General features: G+C 58.9%; 16 protein-coding genes. 8 read left to right on the forward strand and 8 right to left on the reverse strand.

Annotated elements, in window-relative coordinates; all coding sequences use genetic code 11:
- Position 1: 1 nt before the first annotated feature.
- From ACR0IK_RS20380 to hrpB, 3 genes are all read right to left on the reverse strand, one after another.
- Positions 2–1,480: an inorganic phosphate transporter gene (locus tag ACR0IK_RS20380; RefSeq protein ID WP_480642987.1), complete on the reverse strand. Its 1,479-nt coding sequence runs from the start codon at positions 1,478–1,480 to the stop codon at positions 2–4.
- Positions 1,481–1,571: 91 nt separating this feature from the next.
- Positions 1,572–2,030: an NUDIX hydrolase gene (locus tag ACR0IK_RS20385; protein WP_480593853.1), complete on the reverse strand. Its 459-nt coding sequence runs from the start codon at positions 2,028–2,030 to the stop codon at positions 1,572–1,574.
- A gap of 140 nt (positions 2,031–2,170) precedes the next feature.
- Positions 2,171–4,624, reverse strand: a complete 2,454-nt coding sequence (hrpB, locus tag ACR0IK_RS20390) for an ATP-dependent helicase HrpB (RefSeq protein ID WP_480642996.1) — start codon at positions 4,622–4,624, stop codon at positions 2,171–2,173.
- A gap of 130 nt (positions 4,625–4,754) precedes the next feature.
- On the opposite strand from hrpB, the gene meaB reads away from it, so the two are divergent.
- The 5 genes from meaB to ACR0IK_RS20415 all read left to right on the forward strand — a co-directional run bounded on the left by meaB (position 4,755) and on the right by ACR0IK_RS20415 (position 8,708).
- Positions 4,755–5,732 carry a methylmalonyl Co-A mutase-associated GTPase MeaB gene (meaB, locus tag ACR0IK_RS20395; protein ID WP_480642988.1) on the forward strand — a complete coding sequence of 326 codons (978 nt, stop codon included), beginning with the start codon at positions 4,755–4,757 and terminating at the stop codon, positions 5,730–5,732.
- A gap of 112 nt (positions 5,733–5,844) precedes the next feature.
- A complete protein-coding gene (locus ACR0IK_RS20400) occupies positions 5,845–7,029 on the forward strand; it encodes a Hint domain-containing protein (protein ID WP_480642989.1) in 1,185 nt (394 codons plus the stop codon).
- Positions 7,030–7,148: 119 nt separating this feature from the next.
- Positions 7,149–7,436 (forward strand): 50S ribosomal protein L28, encoded by a 288-nt coding sequence (rpmB, locus tag ACR0IK_RS20405; protein WP_480593850.1) that lies wholly within the window; start codon positions 7,149–7,151, stop codon positions 7,434–7,436.
- 403 nt (positions 7,437–7,839) lie between these two features.
- Positions 7,840–8,190, forward strand: coding sequence for a hypothetical protein (locus ACR0IK_RS20410; RefSeq protein ID WP_480642990.1), 351 nt, complete (start codon positions 7,840–7,842; stop codon positions 8,188–8,190).
- Between the two features lie 44 nt (positions 8,191–8,234).
- The gene (locus ACR0IK_RS20415; RefSeq protein ID WP_480642991.1) at positions 8,235–8,708 is read left to right on the forward strand and encodes a copper chaperone PCu(A)C; all 474 of its coding nucleotides are present in this window, start codon (positions 8,235–8,237) and stop codon (positions 8,706–8,708) included.
- Between the two features lie 88 nt (positions 8,709–8,796).
- Here the strand turns inward: ACR0IK_RS20415 and ACR0IK_RS20420 are convergent, their stop codons facing one another.
- Both ACR0IK_RS20420 and ACR0IK_RS20425 read right to left on the reverse strand, forming a co-directional pair.
- Positions 8,797–9,405 carry an HdeD family acid-resistance protein gene (locus tag ACR0IK_RS20420; RefSeq protein ID WP_480593847.1) on the reverse strand — a complete coding sequence of 203 codons (609 nt, stop codon included), beginning with the start codon at positions 9,403–9,405 and terminating at the stop codon, positions 8,797–8,799.
- Positions 9,406–9,479: 74 nt separating this feature from the next.
- The gene (locus ACR0IK_RS20425; RefSeq protein ID WP_480593846.1) at positions 9,480–10,169 is read right to left on the reverse strand and encodes an NAD-dependent deacylase; all 690 of its coding nucleotides are present in this window, start codon (positions 10,167–10,169) and stop codon (positions 9,480–9,482) included.
- A gap of 28 nt (positions 10,170–10,197) precedes the next feature.
- Here ACR0IK_RS20425 and ACR0IK_RS20430 point away from each other — a divergent pair, with 28 nt between their 5' ends.
- Positions 10,198–10,641, forward strand: a complete 444-nt coding sequence (locus ACR0IK_RS20430) for a low molecular weight protein-tyrosine-phosphatase (protein ID WP_480593953.1) — start codon at positions 10,198–10,200, stop codon at positions 10,639–10,641.
- Here the strand turns inward: ACR0IK_RS20430 and ACR0IK_RS20435 are convergent.
- Positions 10,638–11,579, reverse strand: a complete 942-nt coding sequence (locus tag ACR0IK_RS20435; RefSeq protein WP_480642992.1) for a LysR family transcriptional regulator — start codon at positions 11,577–11,579, stop codon at positions 10,638–10,640. The two genes, ACR0IK_RS20430 and ACR0IK_RS20435, sit on opposite strands and share 4 nt — an antisense overlap.
- A gap of 65 nt (positions 11,580–11,644) precedes the next feature.
- On the reverse strand, positions 11,645–11,953 hold the full coding sequence (locus ACR0IK_RS20440) for a hypothetical protein (RefSeq protein ID WP_480593844.1): 309 nt from the start codon (positions 11,951–11,953) through the stop codon (positions 11,645–11,647).
- A gap of 192 nt (positions 11,954–12,145) precedes the next feature.
- Between ACR0IK_RS20440 and ACR0IK_RS20445 the strand changes: the two genes are divergently transcribed.
- Positions 12,146–13,159: a hypothetical protein gene (locus ACR0IK_RS20445; RefSeq protein WP_480642993.1), complete on the forward strand. Its 1,014-nt coding sequence runs from the start codon at positions 12,146–12,148 to the stop codon at positions 13,157–13,159.
- 163 nt (positions 13,160–13,322) lie between these two features.
- Entirely contained in the window at positions 13,323–15,122 is a 1,800-nt protein-coding gene (gene lepA, locus ACR0IK_RS20450; RefSeq protein ID WP_480642995.1) for a translation elongation factor 4, read from the forward strand.
- A gap of 80 nt (positions 15,123–15,202) precedes the next feature.
- On the opposite strand, the gene ACR0IK_RS20455 is transcribed toward lepA, so the two are convergent.
- On the reverse strand, positions 15,203–16,318 hold the full coding sequence (locus tag ACR0IK_RS20455) for a P-loop ATPase, Sll1717 family (RefSeq protein WP_480642997.1): 1,116 nt from the start codon (positions 16,316–16,318) through the stop codon (positions 15,203–15,205).
- Between the last annotated feature and the right edge of the window lie 81 nt (positions 16,319–16,399).

The raw sequence follows: 16,399 nt of genomic DNA on the forward strand, positions 1-16,399 counted from the left end.
GTTAGGTAAAGGCCGTCAGAAACACGAAAATCGCCGCCGACATAGCCGCAGCCGCTGGTACGGTAATTACCCAAGCCGCCACAATCGTCATGAAATGCGAGCGACGCACAAGCTTGCGGCGCTGACGCTCTTCGCGGGCGAGGCGCTGTTCGGCGGGGCGCTGGCGGTTCGTTTGCTTCCAGCGGCGATCCGAGTGCCATTCGCGGTAGAATCCAACTCCGAACACGGCACCCACGGCGATGTGGGTGGAACTGACGGGCAGTCCCAGCCAACTGGCCACGATCACCGTAATTGCAGCCGACAGCGCCACACAGAACGCGCGCATCGGGTTCAGTTTGGTGATCTGGCTGCCCACCATCCGGATCAGTTTGGGGCCGAACAGGAACAGACCGAACGAAATCCCAAAGGCACCAATCACCATGACCCAGCTTGGGATCGCCACTTTCGAGGCGAAATCGCCAAACTCAACCGCGTGTACGATCGCGGCCAGAGGGCCAACCGCATTGGCAACGTCATTGGCGCCGTGCGCGAAGCTGAGAAATGTGGCCGAGATCACTAGCGGCAGGCCAAACAGTGTTTTCAGAGACTTGGTGCGGTTTTCCATCCCTTCGGACTTGCGCCGTACCCATGGCACCGTAACCGACCAGGCCAGCAGGCCCGAGGCCAAACCGATCAGCAGAGCCATCTCCAGCTCGATCTTCACGATCCGCTTCAGGCCTTTGACGGCCAGATAGGTGGCAAATGCCGCCGCCATGACGGCGACAAGGATGGGAACCCATCGCCGAGCAGCGGCGATCTTGTCGTCCTGATACTGGATCTTGGTCTTGATCAACGCCAAAAAACACGCTGCAATCACCCCGCCCAGAACCGGTGAGATCACCCAGCTTGCGGCGATGGCGCTCATCGTGCCCCAGCTGACAGCGCTCAGACCTGCTGCAGCAATGCCTGCGCCCATCACGCCCCCAACGACTGAATGCGTGGTCGAAACCGGTGCACCGACCCAGGTGGCAAGGTTGACCCACATCGCCGACGATATCAGCGCGGCCATCATCGCCCAGATGAATACATTGCTGTTCTGAACCGAGGCCGGGTCGATGATTCCCTTTGAAATGGTCGAAACAACATCTCCGCCAGCCAGTAACGCGCCCGCGCTTTCTGCGATGGCCGCGATAACGATCGCACCGCCCATGGTCAGGGCATTTGCGCCAACTGCAGGTCCCATGTTGTTGGCCACATCGTTGGCACCGATATTGACCGCCATATAAGCCCCGAAAACCGCTGCCGCGACTACGATCAAACCGCCATCGGCCTGTCCGAAAAACACTGCAGCCGACAGACCGGCCAATGCGATAAAGGCCAGTGCGATGCCGGGTGCCATCATCGGGCGCGCAATATGGACACTCGCACTTTCGACACGCGAGATGCGGTGCAGGTCGTTGTCCAGCGCCTGCCAACGGGGTTTTGTAGTCATGTTCGACATGGGATTTCGCGGCTTATTTGCGTTGCCGCACGCGGCTAGACGGTTTCACGAGCGTGAGCAACCGCTTTGTCTTCAATTTTTTGCGAAACTGTTACAGTTGGAGCAGTATGTCGCGCAGTTCCGGCTCATTTACACGTTCAGCTGCAGTCGCAGGAGCCACCCAAGTCCGCTTGCGTTCATCTGCTTCTGGAAACGCATTCGCAAGATCCTGAACCTCGATCCGGTAGACACTGGTCAACACTGGCAGGGCCGAGCCGTTGTTCAGGATTTTCTCGTAGGTAAAATGGCCTATCGGCTCTTTGGCAAGGCTGACCCCGCGCACGCCGGCCTCTTCCCAGGCTTCCTGCAGGGCGGTTTCTGCACCATCCTTGCCATCGATCGGCCAGCCCTTGGGGATGATCCAGCGTCCGGTATCTCGGCTGGTGATCAGCAAAACCTCTGTTCCGGTCTCGCGTTCCCGGGTGCACAGCGCAGCGACCTGCACCCGCTTGGGGCGTAGGAATATGGGTCGTGCGACCTCCTCCCAGATGTTTCGCAACCATTTTGTCATGAGTTGATTAATTGCACGCGCGTTACCGTTAAGCCGCAGAGATATAGCAACGCAAAGCTGCATCTTCAATGAGCCTTTTTGGGAAGTTAGTGTGCCTTCGTCGCCTGCCCAGACATTTAGTTGAAAACCTGAACAAAAGGTCAATCGCGGTTTTGTCTCCTTCGTTTGGCGCGCAGGGTGGGGTCGGCTTGGGTTGGGTCTTCGGGCCAGGGATGTTTGGGGTATTGCGCGCGCATATCCTTGCGAACGTCCGCATATGATCCCGCCCAAAAACCCGGCAGGTCCCGAGTGATCTGGATCGGGCGTTGCGCCGGAGACAGCAGGGTGATCTTCAGCGCCTCGCCGCCCACTACGGGATGGCGGGTTACTCCGAACAATTCTTGCAGGCGGACCGAAATCTCGGGCACTGCGCCCCCGTACTCAATCGGTACTTTGCGCCCCAGCGGTGTTTCAAACGAGCCCGGCGCGCGGCGGTCCAGCTCTTGCGTCTGGTTCCAGTCCAGCCGGGCACGCAGGGCGGGCAGCAGGTCAAACCGTTTCCACTCGTCGACACTACGCACACCCGAGAGCATCGGCAGCAGCCAATCTTCAAGGGTTTGGGTCAACCCCTCGACGGTGAAATCGGGCAGGTCCGCTCCCTCGGCCCGCACCAGTTCCACCCGTGCGGCGAGCCGCGCCGCGGCACCGTCCAGTCGCAGGCCAAGATCGCGCACACCGTTCAGCATGGCATGTGCCACCACATCGTCAGGAACGTTCTTCCAGATGCGGTCGCTCAGAGTGATTGCACCGAATCGCTCTTGTTGGCGCGCAACGACCCGACGGTCGCGCTTTGACCATTCGCAACTGTCTACCCATTCGATCTGATCCGCAAACAGATCGCGGATTTCCCGTTCCGATATCTGGGCCGCCATGCGCACGCGTGCCTCACGCGGGTTGCCGTCGGTATCCGTGACCACCAGATAGGGCGCGGCGGCCAGCGTGTCGCTACTGTCCAGCACAACCCCTTTGCCGCCCGACAGGACATAGCGCGGCACATCGCCGTTGCGGCGCTGTCCGATCCTGTCGGGATAGGCCAGCGCGGCCATGGAGGCGGGACTTAGGTCGGAGGAGTTGCCTTGTTTGCGCAGCCGTTTGGCTTCGGCCTTGATCCGATCCACTGCGCCCGGCTTCACCTGCCAGACCCTGTTGCGTTGAAATGCGCGAATGTCGCGCAATGCTTCCAGCCGCAGCAGCATATCCGCCGGGGCACCTTTGAGTGGATCGCGGTCGGCCATCAGTGCGGCCAATGGCGCGGCGTCTGATCCCGCCCGAACCAGCATATGCCCCAAACGCGGGTGCAGAGGCAGCGCGGCCAGCGCGCGCCCGTGATCGGTGATCCGCCTCTTGGCATCCAGCGCGCCCAGCATGTTCAGCAGGGCCTCGGCCTCGGCCATGGCGCCGTCAGGCGGCGCCGTCAGGAAGGCCAGATCGCCCGGCCCCGCGCCCCAAAGCGCCAGTTCCAGGGCCAGCCCGGTCAGGTCGGCCGCCTCGATTTCGGACGGGGGATAGGCGGCCAGAGCGCCTTCTTCTCCCTTGGACCACAACCGATAGCAGACCCCTTCGGCTACGCGCCCGGCGCGGCCTGCACGCTGGGTGGCCTCGGCCCGCGTCACGCGCTCGGTCACCAGCCGTGACATGCCCGAGCCTGGATCGAAACGCGCCCGCCGCGCTTGGCCCATGTCGACCACAACACGGATGTCGGGAATGGTCAGCGAGGTTTCGGCGATCGACGTGGCCAGCACCACTTTGCGGCCCTCGTCAACCGGCGCAATCGCGGTTCGTTGGGAGGAAAAGGGCATCGCTCCGAACAAGGGACGTACCACGCAATCGCCAGGCAAACGTCCGGACAAGGCGGTCTCGACCCGCCGGATTTCGCCCTCGCCGGGTAGGAACACAAGTACACCGCCGCCGGTTTTGCGCGTGTCCCTTTCAGCCTGAATCACAAGATCGACCAGAGCGTCCAATCGCCTTGCCTGCGCAGCCAAAGGCCGGTCCAGCCAGCGGGTTTCGACCGGATAGCTGCGCCCTTCGGAGGTGACCAATGGGGCCTCCATCAGCCGCCCAACAGGCTCAGCATCCAGTGTCGCGGACATGGCCAACAGGATCAGGTCGTCCCGCAGCGCGCCGGTGACTTCCAGGCACAAAGCCAAACCCAGATCAGCGTTCAGGGACCGTTCATGGAATTCGTCAAAGATTACCGCACCGACACCTGGCAGATCGGGATCGGATTGCAGCATTCGGGTCAGGATGCCCTCGGTGACAACCTCGATCTGCGTTGATTTCGAAACTTTGGTGTCGCCGCGCACCCGGTAGCCGACCGTTTCACCCGCGCGCTGACCCAGCGTTTCAGCCATGCGTTCGGCGGCTGCGCGCGCGGCCAGCCTGCGCGGTTCCAGCATTACGATCTTGCCGTTGCACAAGCCCGCGTCGAGCATTGCCAAAGGCACCCGTGTAGTCTTGCCCGCACCCGGAGGCGCCTGTAGCACGGCGCGGCCCGAGGCCTTTAGGGTCGCAAGCAGGTCAGGGATGGCGTCGTCGATGGGCAGGCGTGTCATGCGGGCTTTATCCGCCAACCGCCCGGCAAGGTCCAGTTCCGACGCACTGCGGCAATTCTCACGGTTCTTGGCACTGGACAAACCCCGTTCCGCTACGCCATCAAGGCGAAAATCGGGTAGGGGGACGTGCATGAATACCGCTGAGCTGGGCGACAGGATTTTGAACGGTGAACGCCGCGCGCTGGCTCGGGCGATCACTTTGGTCGAAAGCGGCCGCGACGACCACCGGGCGCAGGCGACCGAGTTGCTGGCCCATGTAGCCAAGTCTCAACGGCAATCCTTGCGCATTGGTCTGTCGGGGACGCCAGGGGTGGGTAAATCCACCTTTATCGAAAGCTTCGGTATGATGCTGATCAGGCAGGGGCTGCGCGTAGCGGTTCTGGCGGTCGATCCCAGCTCGGCTCGGTCTGGAGGCTCGATTTTGGGCGACAAAACCCGGATGGAGCGTCTGAGCCGTGAGAAAAACGCCTTTATCCGTCCGTCGCCCAGCCAGTCGTATCTGGGTGGTGTCGCGCGCCGAACGCGCGAAGCGATTGCCCTATGCGAAGCGGCTGCCTTCGACGTCGTCCTGATCGAAACTGTGGGGGTCGGTCAGTCGGAAACCGTGGTTTCGGAAATGTCGGATCTGTTCCTGTTGCTGCTGGCCCCGGCGGGCGGGGACGAATTGCAGGGCGTCAAGCGTGGCATCATGGAAATGGCCGACATGATTCTGGTCAACAAGGCGGACGGAGACCTGAAGGCCACCGCAACCCGAACCTGCGCCGACTACGCTGGGGCCCTGCGCCTACTGCGCAAACGCCCGCAAGACCCAGAGGGGTTCCCCAAGGCGATGACGGTCTCGGCGGTCGAGGAACATGGGTTGGAGGGAGCGTGGTCCGAGATGCAATCCCTCACCCAGTCGCGCCGAGAACGTGGCCACTGGGACACGAACCGGGCGGCGCAAGCGCAGTACTGGTTCGAGCAGGAGGTGCGCGCCGCGCTTTTGGCGCAGCTGACTACTGCGCAGGCGCGGGCTGACATGGAAAACTTGGGCGCCCAGGTGCGGGCAGGCGGGCTGAGCCCCTCAGCGGCTGCGGAAACCATGCTGATGTCACTGATCCCGCGTTAGCAATTGCCCCGGACTTGGGTGCGGCGGACTTTCCATCCAGAGTTGTGTTGTGACCTGACGGTGGCGCAGAATAGTGTTATTCTGACACCCTCGACGTACAGGACCGGTCCGAATGCCCCGCATAAATGGGACAAATAGCGACGACGATATCGACGTCACAAACAATAGCGGTACCCTGAACGGGAACCCGCAGGGATCTCCGATTGACAATATCCGGGGGCGGGGTGGTGATGACGACATAAATGTCACCAACAGTGTCATCGCCGACAACGTGCTCGGCAATGCCGGAAGTGACACCATAACGGTTACCAACAGCACCATTGGCGACCGCGTTGCATCGGGGTCGGATGCCGACACCGTGGACATCACCGGCTCGACCGTTGGGTCCATTCGTCTGGGGGGCGGTGACGATACTCTGAATTTCAGCAGTACATCCGTCGACGGCGATATCCGCGGTGGCAACGGAACGGACACGCTGAATCTACCCGTAGGGACGGTGATCAATGACAGCGTTTTCGGCACCATCACGGTTGAGGATGGTGTCGGCTATTCGTTGTCCAGTGGCACATTTACCTTGCCGTCCGGGATCGCGGTCACGTATTCGACGTTCGAAAACGGCTCGGGGGTTCCCTGCTTTACCCGCGACACCGCTGTACTGACGCAGACCGGAGAACGCCCGATTCAAGATCTGCGGATCGGGGATATGATCCCCACCATGGAGGACGGGCTGCAAAACATCCGGTGGATTGGTCGCCGTGGGTTTGACCGGGCTGCATTGCTGAACAATCCGCGCCTTTGGCCGGTTCGCATCCTGACAGGGGCGCTGGGCACCGAGCTGCCCCGGCGCGACCTGCTGGTTTCGCGTCAACACAGGATGCTGGTGCAGTCAAAGATCGCGGAACGCATGTTCGGTACATCCGAAGTGTTGATCCCGGCGATCAAATTAACCGTTTTGCCGGGGATTTTCGTCGATGAATCTGTTGCGGGGGTGGAGTATTTTCACCTGTTGTTCGACCGCCATCAGGTAATCTTCGCCGAAAACGCCCCGACCGAAAGCCTGTTCACCGGGGCCGAGGCCCTGAAATCGATTGGTGTGGACGCAAGGCGTGAGATTTTTGAAATTTTTCCAGAACTGATCGAAAAGCGACTGTCTCCGATGCCTGCGCGGTTAATTCCGCGTGGGCGGCAGCAGGCGCGCCTGCTGGAACGGCACCGAAAGAACAACAAACCACTGTTGCGGGCACAAACCTATCCGGTCAGTGACGTCGGCTTAAAGAATTCGCGTGATCCGTCTTGACCCTTCCTGCGATTCCCACTACACGCATCCAACCAGTTTTCGGGCGCGACTTCGGGTTGCGCCCCTTGTGATTTGGCCGAGGGTGTAATGCCCGGCCTCCAGAAACAAAGGAAGAAACCATGTCGCGCCGTTGCGAACTGACCGGAAAAGGCCCGATGACTGGCAACAATGTCAGCCACGCCAAAAACAGAACTCGTCGTCGTTTTCTGCCCAACCTGAACGACGTTACCCTGCAGTCCGAATCCCTGGGTCGTGGCGTCAAGCTGCGCATCTCGGCTGCTGCGCTGCGCTCGGTTGACCATCGCGGTGGTCTGGACGCGTTCCTGGCCAAAGCCAAGGACGAAGACCTGTCGGCAAACGCGCTGAAAGTGAAAAAGGAAATCGCCAAGGCACAAGCCTCGGCCTAAGCCCTTTTTACTTGAGAAGAATTCGGCCCTGTACCGCAAGGTGCAGGGTCTTTTCTTTCGTGGGCTGTTCCTGAATTGGAACTAAAATTCACCCCTTGGTGATATTGTTCACATACACCTTGCTCTGCTCGCCTTATGTTTAGTCATATTCATCTGGCGGAGTTCAGTTTCATGTCTTTCAAATTATCTGATTATCTCTCCCTGTTGGCGGCCTTTTTAGGCAAAACGTTTGGGACATGCTTTCGGATGCAACGACAGGTGAACAGGTTGCATACGAGCCTGACCAAAGGAACTGTCAAACGTCCTGGCGTGGACAGCTGATACGTAACCTGAATTAGCGGGCTTCGGGCGCATCCGTTTGCGCTTGAAGCCCGCTTTGCGTCGGGCTTATATCTGGCCCAGAATGAAAAACCTTCTGAACAGATTCCTGCCTTTGGCACTGTCACTGCTCGTCATTCTTACGGGGCAGGGGGTGTCCGCATCTCGCGGAATGGATAGGGCGGTGGGGCAGGTGGTGCTGTGCACAGGCTCGGGTCCGGTGGTGGTCTATATGGACGCCGGGGGCCAGCCGACGCATCCGCCGCATTTCTGCCCCGACTATGCGCTGACCCTTTTGGGTGCGATTGCGGTCGCGGCACCCGAATTGCCTGTGGCACCGGCGGCAGCACTGCCCGCGCCCGTGCACAAGGCAGAAAACCTGATTGCGCTTCCGGTACCGTACAGACCGGCGCGTGCGCCGCCGGTTCTGTTTTAGAAAATTCTCCATTCCTATCAAATATCTAAGTAAGGAGAGACGCGATGTCCCTCAAATCCAAACTGCTCGCCACTTTGGCTGCCTCAACCTTGGCCACAACTGCTTTTGCGCAGGATACAATTTCTGTCGATGACGCCTATGCCCGGTCGTCGGGCAAATCGGCCAAGGCAGGTGCGGCCTTCATGATGATCCAGAATACCGGTGAAGCTGACGACCGGTTGATCGGCGCGGAATCCGATGCGGCGGCGCGGGTCGAACTGCATACCCATCAGGTCGATGACAGCGGCGTGGCCAAGATGGTGCATGTCGAAGAAGGTTTTGCCATCCCTGCGGGCGAAACCCATATGCTGAAACGTGGTGGCGACCATGTGATGTTCATGGGGCTGACCGCTCCGTTCGAACAGGGCGCAACGGTTCCCGTAACCCTGATCTTTGAAAAGGCGGGCGAGGTTGAGATCGAGATTCCCGTCGATCTGGAGCGTCAGGACGAGGGCGGTCACGGGTCGCATTCGAACTGAGGCTACGCCTGTCTTCAGGCCGCGTTGCGGCCGTCATCCATACGTCAGGCCGGGCTTTGCCCGGCCTGTTTGCGTTGTGGCGAATGGTTCAGCGATTGACCACCCGCATCGCCACGCGATCATGGGCGCGTTTGAAACGGGCGGTCAGCCAGAACATCACAGCCGAAAAGGCCAGTGCCCCGAATGCGATAGCCCAGCCCAGCGCCATCATGCCGCTTCCGGGCCAGAAGATCAGCGCCAGACCGATTACCAACGCCACGATCCCCGAGTTGCGGACCGAAGCGGCATCGGGGTGTTGATCCGACATCTGCCGCCAAGCCATAAGAGAACCAACGCCCATGATCAGCGCCCATGCGCCCAGCAGGAAGAAGGTCAGCCGGGCCACGCCCTCGGGCCAGATCAGTAAGATCAACCCGATCAACAAGGCGCCGATCCCGGCGCCTCCAATCAGGCCGCGTCGTCCAAAGCCCAGCAAGGTCAGGCCGCCGTCGAACACCAGCAACAGGCCGACCAACCGCAACAGCAGTGAGATGCTGCCCGTCGGCCAGAACAGGGCCGCGATGCCCAGCGCTCCGGCCAAAACCCCGCGCAACAGGAAGGTCCACCACAGCCCCGCCAACTGGTCACCCAGCGCGTCGCGGTCGTCCAGACTGTCGTCATCAAGGATTTCTTCGCGTGGAAACTGGGGGTCTGTCATGATGCTCTCCCGGCGTGTTAGTCCTGTAGTATAAACAGGAAAATTTGCTGCTGTCTGCGGGGTTCGCTACCAGATTATCCCAGCAACCCCTGGACCCAGCGTGGGACAGTTTCTGACGCGGGGCCGAGGATGACGTCGTCAAAACTGGACGCGCCATCCGACGGGGCGAGGTTCAGTTCGACTGTTTGCGCGCCGGACATGCGGGCTTCGTGCACGAAGGCAGCAGCGGGGTAGACCTGACCCGAGGTGCCGATGGCCGCGAACAGGGTTGAATTGGCCAGATGGTCATAGATCGCGTCCATGTGGTACGGCATTTCACCAAACCAGACCACATCCGGTCGCGCTTTGGGGGCGTTACAGGCCGGGCAGTTTTCGCCAACCGCCATTTCAGGTGGAGCGGGCCAACGGTGATCGCAAGCCGCACACAGCGCCCCGGCCAGCGTGCCGTGCATGTGGATCACGTTTCGGGCGCCGCCAACCTCGTGCAGGTTATCGACGTTCTGAGTGACGATCACCACGTCGCCGCGAAAGTCCTGTTGCAAGCGGGCCAACGCCTGATGCGCTGCGTTAGGCAAGGCCTTGGCTGCCTGAACCCGGCGGGCGTTGTAGAAGCCATGGACCAGAGCCGGATCGCGGGCAAAGCCCTCGGGTGTGGCGACATCCTCGATCCGGTGCTTTGCCCACAGGCCGTCTTCATCGCGGAACGTGCCCAGCCCGCTTTCGGCGGAGATCCCGGCCCCTGTCAGAATGACGATCTTTTCCATCTTTGCCTCACGCGGTACACCTTGGCCTATGACCCATCGTATCCTCTTTGTCTGTCTCGGCAATATTTGCCGTTCTCCCGCTGCCGAAGGTGCGTTTCGCGCCCGTGCTCCCCAACACATGACCGACAGTGCCGGGACTTCGGGCTGGCATATCGGCGATCCGCCCTATGGGCCGATGCAGACGGCGGCGCGAGCACGGGGTATTGAACTGAGCGACCTGCGGGCGCGGCAATTCGGGACCGAGGATTTTGATCGGTTTGACCTGGTCATTGGTATGGATGCCGAGAACATCAGGAACATTGAGTCCTTGCGGCCTGCAGGGAATGAGACCCCGGTCCGCCTTCTGACCGATTTCGCGCCGCAGGCAGGAGCCGACCACGTGCCCGACCCTTACTATACGCGGGATTTTGAAGGGGCGCTGGACCTGATCGAGACCGCGGTGGCGGGGCTCGACGCGTATCTGCAGTCCTAGCCCATCACCTTCAGACGGTCGGTAAGCCATGGCAGTTGCGCAAGCGCCGGATCGACAATCTGGTTGCGCATCAGGCGACGCATCATGCCGGCAACCTCTTGCGGAACCTGATCGGACCAGTCGGTGCGCGTGAATAGGGAAATCGTGCGCGCAAAATCCCCGAACGGGGCGGGATGCGCTTCGAGTGCATCGTGAAACCGGGTTGCCCGCATGTAGCCCAGAGGCGTGGTAATAGCCCATCCCAACCCGCGCGCAACCATCGCCATAAGCGCCAGATGTGAGCCGATTTCGAACCGCTCTTCATAGTCCAGTCGCTGCCGGGCCAGATGTGCCTCGATCTGGCGGCTGATCAATTGTTCGCGGGCATAGCGCAAGAAGGGAAGTTCCTGAATGGCATTCTCAACCCCTTTGGGCGTCACTAGGATGAATGGGTCCTGCACCAAGGGGTATTCGACCACGCCCTCCAGCACCTCGCCGGAGTGGGCCGATACCATAAGATGCAGGCGTTGGGCTTCTAGCTCTTCGAACAAATCCAGGCTGGGCAGGGTGAGCAGCTTGAAGTTCGAACGGGTCAGGCTGTCGGCTAGCAGGGTCGCAAGCCGAGGCGTCAGGTCATTGTCGAAATCGTCGATCAGCCCGATGGACAGGGTGGTCAGATGGCCCAGGTCCATCACGGTCAACTCGCTCTGAGCCATTTGCAATTCGGCCAGCACTGCCTCGGTCCGGGCCAGAAAGCTGCGCCCCGCCTGCGTCAGTCGCATAGGGCGGCGCCCGTGATCGACCAGATCGGTCCCCAGGGCGTTTTCCAGATTGCGCAACTGCTGCGACACCGAGGGCTGGCTGAGCCCCGTGATCTCGGCAGCCTGCGCCACCGAGCCAGTCCGCGCCAGCGCCTCGAACACTTCGAGTCCGCGCAGGGTCAGCCCTTTTATAAGCATGCAACATCCTCTCGCTGCGCCTTTTCTGAGGCGCAGCGAGCGTCAGGTCAAGGATTTGAACCGGGTCAGTTGCAGATTGCCTGTGCCATCTGGCCGAAGTTCCGATACCGGTCCCACAGCGCATCATCGCGCGCGGTTTTCGACATCTTCAGCTCTTGCGCCTGATGGGGATCGTTGAACCATTTGGCGACAGTCTTCTGGTCGCTGCGGGTGAGCGCCTGATCCGCGACGCGCTGGATGCAGCTACACCGGTCCCGCGTTGCGGCCGTACGGTCGGACGTCAGACACGCTCGTTTGATCTGCGCCGCGTCCACTGTCGGAGCCATCGCCGTCAGCGATGCCGCACAGAATGCGATTAAGAGAAACTGTTTCATGCTCGAGCCTCGTTTTTGCCTGCCCGGACGGGTCTGTTGCCCCTCTCGGTCTGGGCAGGAGTATGAATCAAACGGGGGAAGGGATCAATTGTTTTGACAGCCAAATCAAACGGTGTTGATTTGCTGGGGATAAAACAGCACGCTGAGGTGCGTTGGAAGCGAGTATAAGCAGTCGAATTATAGGGTAGACAAGTGAATTCTATCAGGTCGTTTTTTATTTCAGCGTTACTTTGTTTGTCGCCGATTATGGCTTTGTCGGATACGCCTTCTTTGCAAGGTAAAGATGCGCCGGAATTCATAGAGGCGGTTCAGGCGTGGTTGAATGGAGAGGATTTGACAGCATTACAAAGCTTGTCTGATCAGGCACAAAAGGGCAACGCAGCTGCGCAGATCTTGCTGGCTAGCATCGCTGGCCGGAGTAGTTTCCACGCGCATGTAACTTCTGAAATGGCTCGGAAAGTCCGCATAGCTCTGTTACGAAAACCCGGCGGTCTGTCGGGAAAGTCATGGCTAACAGAAGCGCAAAACTCTGAGCCTTTGGCCCTTGCATTACTGCAAGCTGCCAAGTTCGAGGATAAAGCGCCTGCAATCGCAGTGCTAGTCGAGCTTGGTGAGCCAATAACAGCAATGCTTGCAGCGCAATCCATGCTCTACGATGGCAGAGGGGCTGATTTGGTTGAGGTTTTGCGAGGCCTTGACCACAAATTGCCCGAAGAAGCCAGTATCTTCCTATTCTGGGCATTGTACCTACAGACACATAGTTCGGACGGTCCAAATTATGGAGGTTCGGCATCGCTGGCCTGGCTTAATACTGGAGATGATCGCTTCAAGGCGTCCGAGCTAGCTTGGGGCATTTTCGCTCCAAGAGAATTGATTCATGACACCGATATCCGGGAGGCAGCGGCTAAACTTAGCGCAGAGATAGTGGCTTGGACCCCCATTCGTAACTTTTGCAGCGATTACTGTGCGGATGAGATTTCCGATTGTACCGTTACCGCTGCTGCGTTGCTGTCCTCTCCTTACTCTCCGAGAAGCCCGCTACAGAGCTTGATTGCCAATGAAGACTATTGGGCGAGTGAACGCATTGAAGGGGACGTCGCGCGCACAATCATAGACCTCAGGGATTGGAGGTCTGATTCAGACTATGGATACAATCAGTGCTTTATATCCAATATGCAGCAACTTCAGCACGCGCATTGGCCTTAACAAGGCGTGCCGCGACAACACGAGACAAACTCCGAAATCAGGTGCGACGCCACGTACCAGTATCGAGCCAATTTCTAGGCAACTTGCAATGAGAGTGTTTTGGCTACGGCAGATCACCTTGAACCATTGACCACAGCCCATTTCCGACGCATATCCCCAACCCATGACAGACCTCGCTCATATCCGCAATTTCTCCATCGTCGCGCATATCGACCATGGCAAATCCACCCTTGCTGACCGGCTCATCCAAGAGACCGGAACGGTCAAGGATCGCGACATGAAGGAACAGTTGCTCGACAGTATGGATATCGAGCGGGAACGCGGCATCACCATCAAGGCCAACACGGTCCGCATCGACTATACCGCCGACAACGGCGAGCAATACGTGCTGAACCTGATCGACACCCCCGGTCACGTGGACTTTGCCTATGAGGTCTCGCGATCCATGCGTGCGGTCGAGGGCTCGCTGCTGGTTGTGGACTCGACCCAAGGGGTCGAGGCGCAAACGCTGGCCAACGTGTATCAGGCCATCGACGCCGATCATGAGATCGTGCCGGTGCTGAACAAGATCGACCTGCCCGCGTCCGACTGTGACCGCGTGGCCGAACAGATCGAGGATGTGATCGGCATCGACGCGACCGACGCCATTCAGGTCAGCGCCAAGACGGGGCAGGGCATCCATGAGACGCTGGAAGCCATCGTAAAACTACTGCCCGCACCAAAGGGCACTCTGGACGCGCCGCTCAAGGCGATGCTGGTGGATTCGTGGTACGACGCCTACCTGGGCGTCATCGTTCTGGTCCGCATCATGGACGGCACGCTGAAAAAGGGGATGCGGGTCAAGTTCATGTCGAACAACACCCTGCACCATGTTGACCGGGTCGGCGTGTTCCGGCCCGAAATGCAGATGATCGACTCATTGGGCCCCGGCGAGATCGGCTTCCTGACTGCCTCGATCAAACAGGTCCGCGACACGCGCGTCGGTGACACAATCACCAATGACCGAAATGGCGCCGAGGTCGCCCTGCCGGGCTTCAAGCCCGCGCAACCGGTGGTCTTCTGTGGCCTCTTCCCCGTGGACTCGGCTGAATTCGAAGACCTGCGCGACGCGATCGATAAACTGGCGCTGAACGACGCCAGCTTCAGCTTTGAAATGGAAACATCGGCCGCGCTGGGCTTTGGCTTCCGCTGCGGCTTCCTCGGGCTGCTGCATCTTGAGGTCATCCGCGACCGCATCGAACGCGAATATGATATCGAGCTCATCACCACCGCGCCCTCGGTGATCTATCACGTCTACATGAAAGACGGCGAGATGATCGAGCTGCATAACCCCGCCGACATGCCCGACCCGTCGAAGGTCGACCATATCGAGGAGCCGCGCATCAAGGCGACCATTCTGGTGCCCGACGAATACCTCGGCGACGTGTTGAAACTCTGCCAGGACCGCCGCGGCGTCCAGCTGGACCTGACCTATGCGGGCAGCCGCGCCATGGTCGTCTATGACCTGCCGCTGAACGAGGTCGTCTTTGACTTCTACGACCGCCTGAAATCGGTGACCAAGGGCTATGCCTCGTTCGACTATCAGATGACCGGCTACACGCAGGATAATCTGGTCAAGATGTCGGTGCTGGTGAATGACGAACCGGTTGATGCGCTGTCGACCATGGTTCACCGCGACCGGGCCGAGATGCGGGGCCGGGCGATGTGCGAAAAGCTCAAGGACCTGATCCCGCGCCACATGTTCAAAATCCCGATCCAGGCGGCCATCGGAGGCAAGGTCATCGCCCGCGAGACCCTGTCCGCCTTGCGCAAGGACGTGACTGCGAAGTGCTACGGAGGCGACGCCACACGGAAACGCAAACTGCTGGACAAGCAGAAGGCGGGTAAGAAGAAAATGCGCCAGTTCGGGAAGGTCGATATCCCGCAGGAGGCGTTTATTAGCGCCTTAAAAATGGACAGCTAAAATGCTGGCCATTTTTACGGCGAGTGGGTGAAAGCGGTTGGCGCAGCCGACTGCGTGCCCACACAGTAGCAAAATGTATGTTAGTTGAAACTTATGTCATCCATGATCTCGTGGACGCTCTTAGGCTGAAGTGCCCAACGATACGCGGGGTGAACTTCCCATTTATATCCGAAATCCACAAATTGGCTTTGTAGCATTCGGTTTTGATCAAAGTGAGTCCACCGAGCGTCACCTCGCTCGTCATCGTCGCGGGCAATAATGAAGTCGATTTTATAGAGGAATTCAGCGATTGCCTTGGGCGTGGCGGCTTTTCCGTTCCTAAACGAAAGAGATTGACTCTGGCCGATGTCCTTAATTTTTTTGATCAGTTCGTCATTTGTGTATAACCATCTTTTGTCTTTATCTTGCTGCCTTTTTCCGCTCGGCTTCATGTTATACAAGAGTTTTTCGATTTCCGGCATTTCAGATTTAAATTCGAGGGTAAGGTCCGTTATGCGTCCGTGCGAGTAATCGGAGAATGTCTTCTCCAAATCGCTCGATTTGATTTTATCGTTCCCATTCTTGTAGGCCTCGCGAGCCGCGGCGGTTAGCAACTTAATCAGATCACGAGGTCTATTGCGGTTTAAAGATAAAAGAACGATGTGGATTGGTGCACCGGACCAATGTCCTTTTCCGACAGTAAACCGATCCTCAATTACCGGGTGAATCTCTCTCGCAATGTCCTTCTGACCCAATTCCTCAAGTATTGCAGGGTCTATACTTTTTCCGAAGTAACTGGCCACACGGAGAGCCATGACGCTGATTACATCGTGCCGTGTCCATGAAAGTCTAACCACGTTGCCTTCAACTTTGTCAGTGCTCTCATCTGATGTTCTGAATAGATAGTACGCGTCGCTTCGCAGACCAATGCGTATCTTGATACGTTGATCCTCGTTTGTTAGGTCCCTAGAAGCATTTACGAGGGCGGAAATGTTGTTGATGTCATCCTGCGTCGCTTTCCAGCCGCGATCGATGTCATCAATATAAATTCGAATCTCGCGATCCGAAGCGAAGAGGTCGCGCATCTTCTGAATTTCCAGATCGGTATCCGCGCCGGTATGGCTTAGGACTTTTTCAACTAAAGCTGAAATGATCTGTTTTCCGGCGTTTTGGAGAGTAATCGTTGGTGTGCTGGCGTCTTGAATGCCTAGGGTCAGGACTCATAGCCAATAGATGACGAGTGCTGCGAGGGCGATGGCTGACAGGAAGACCTTCGGGCACCTGTCGTAGCGGGTCGC

This window comes from Ruegeria sp. BF7 (assembly GCF_056538605.1).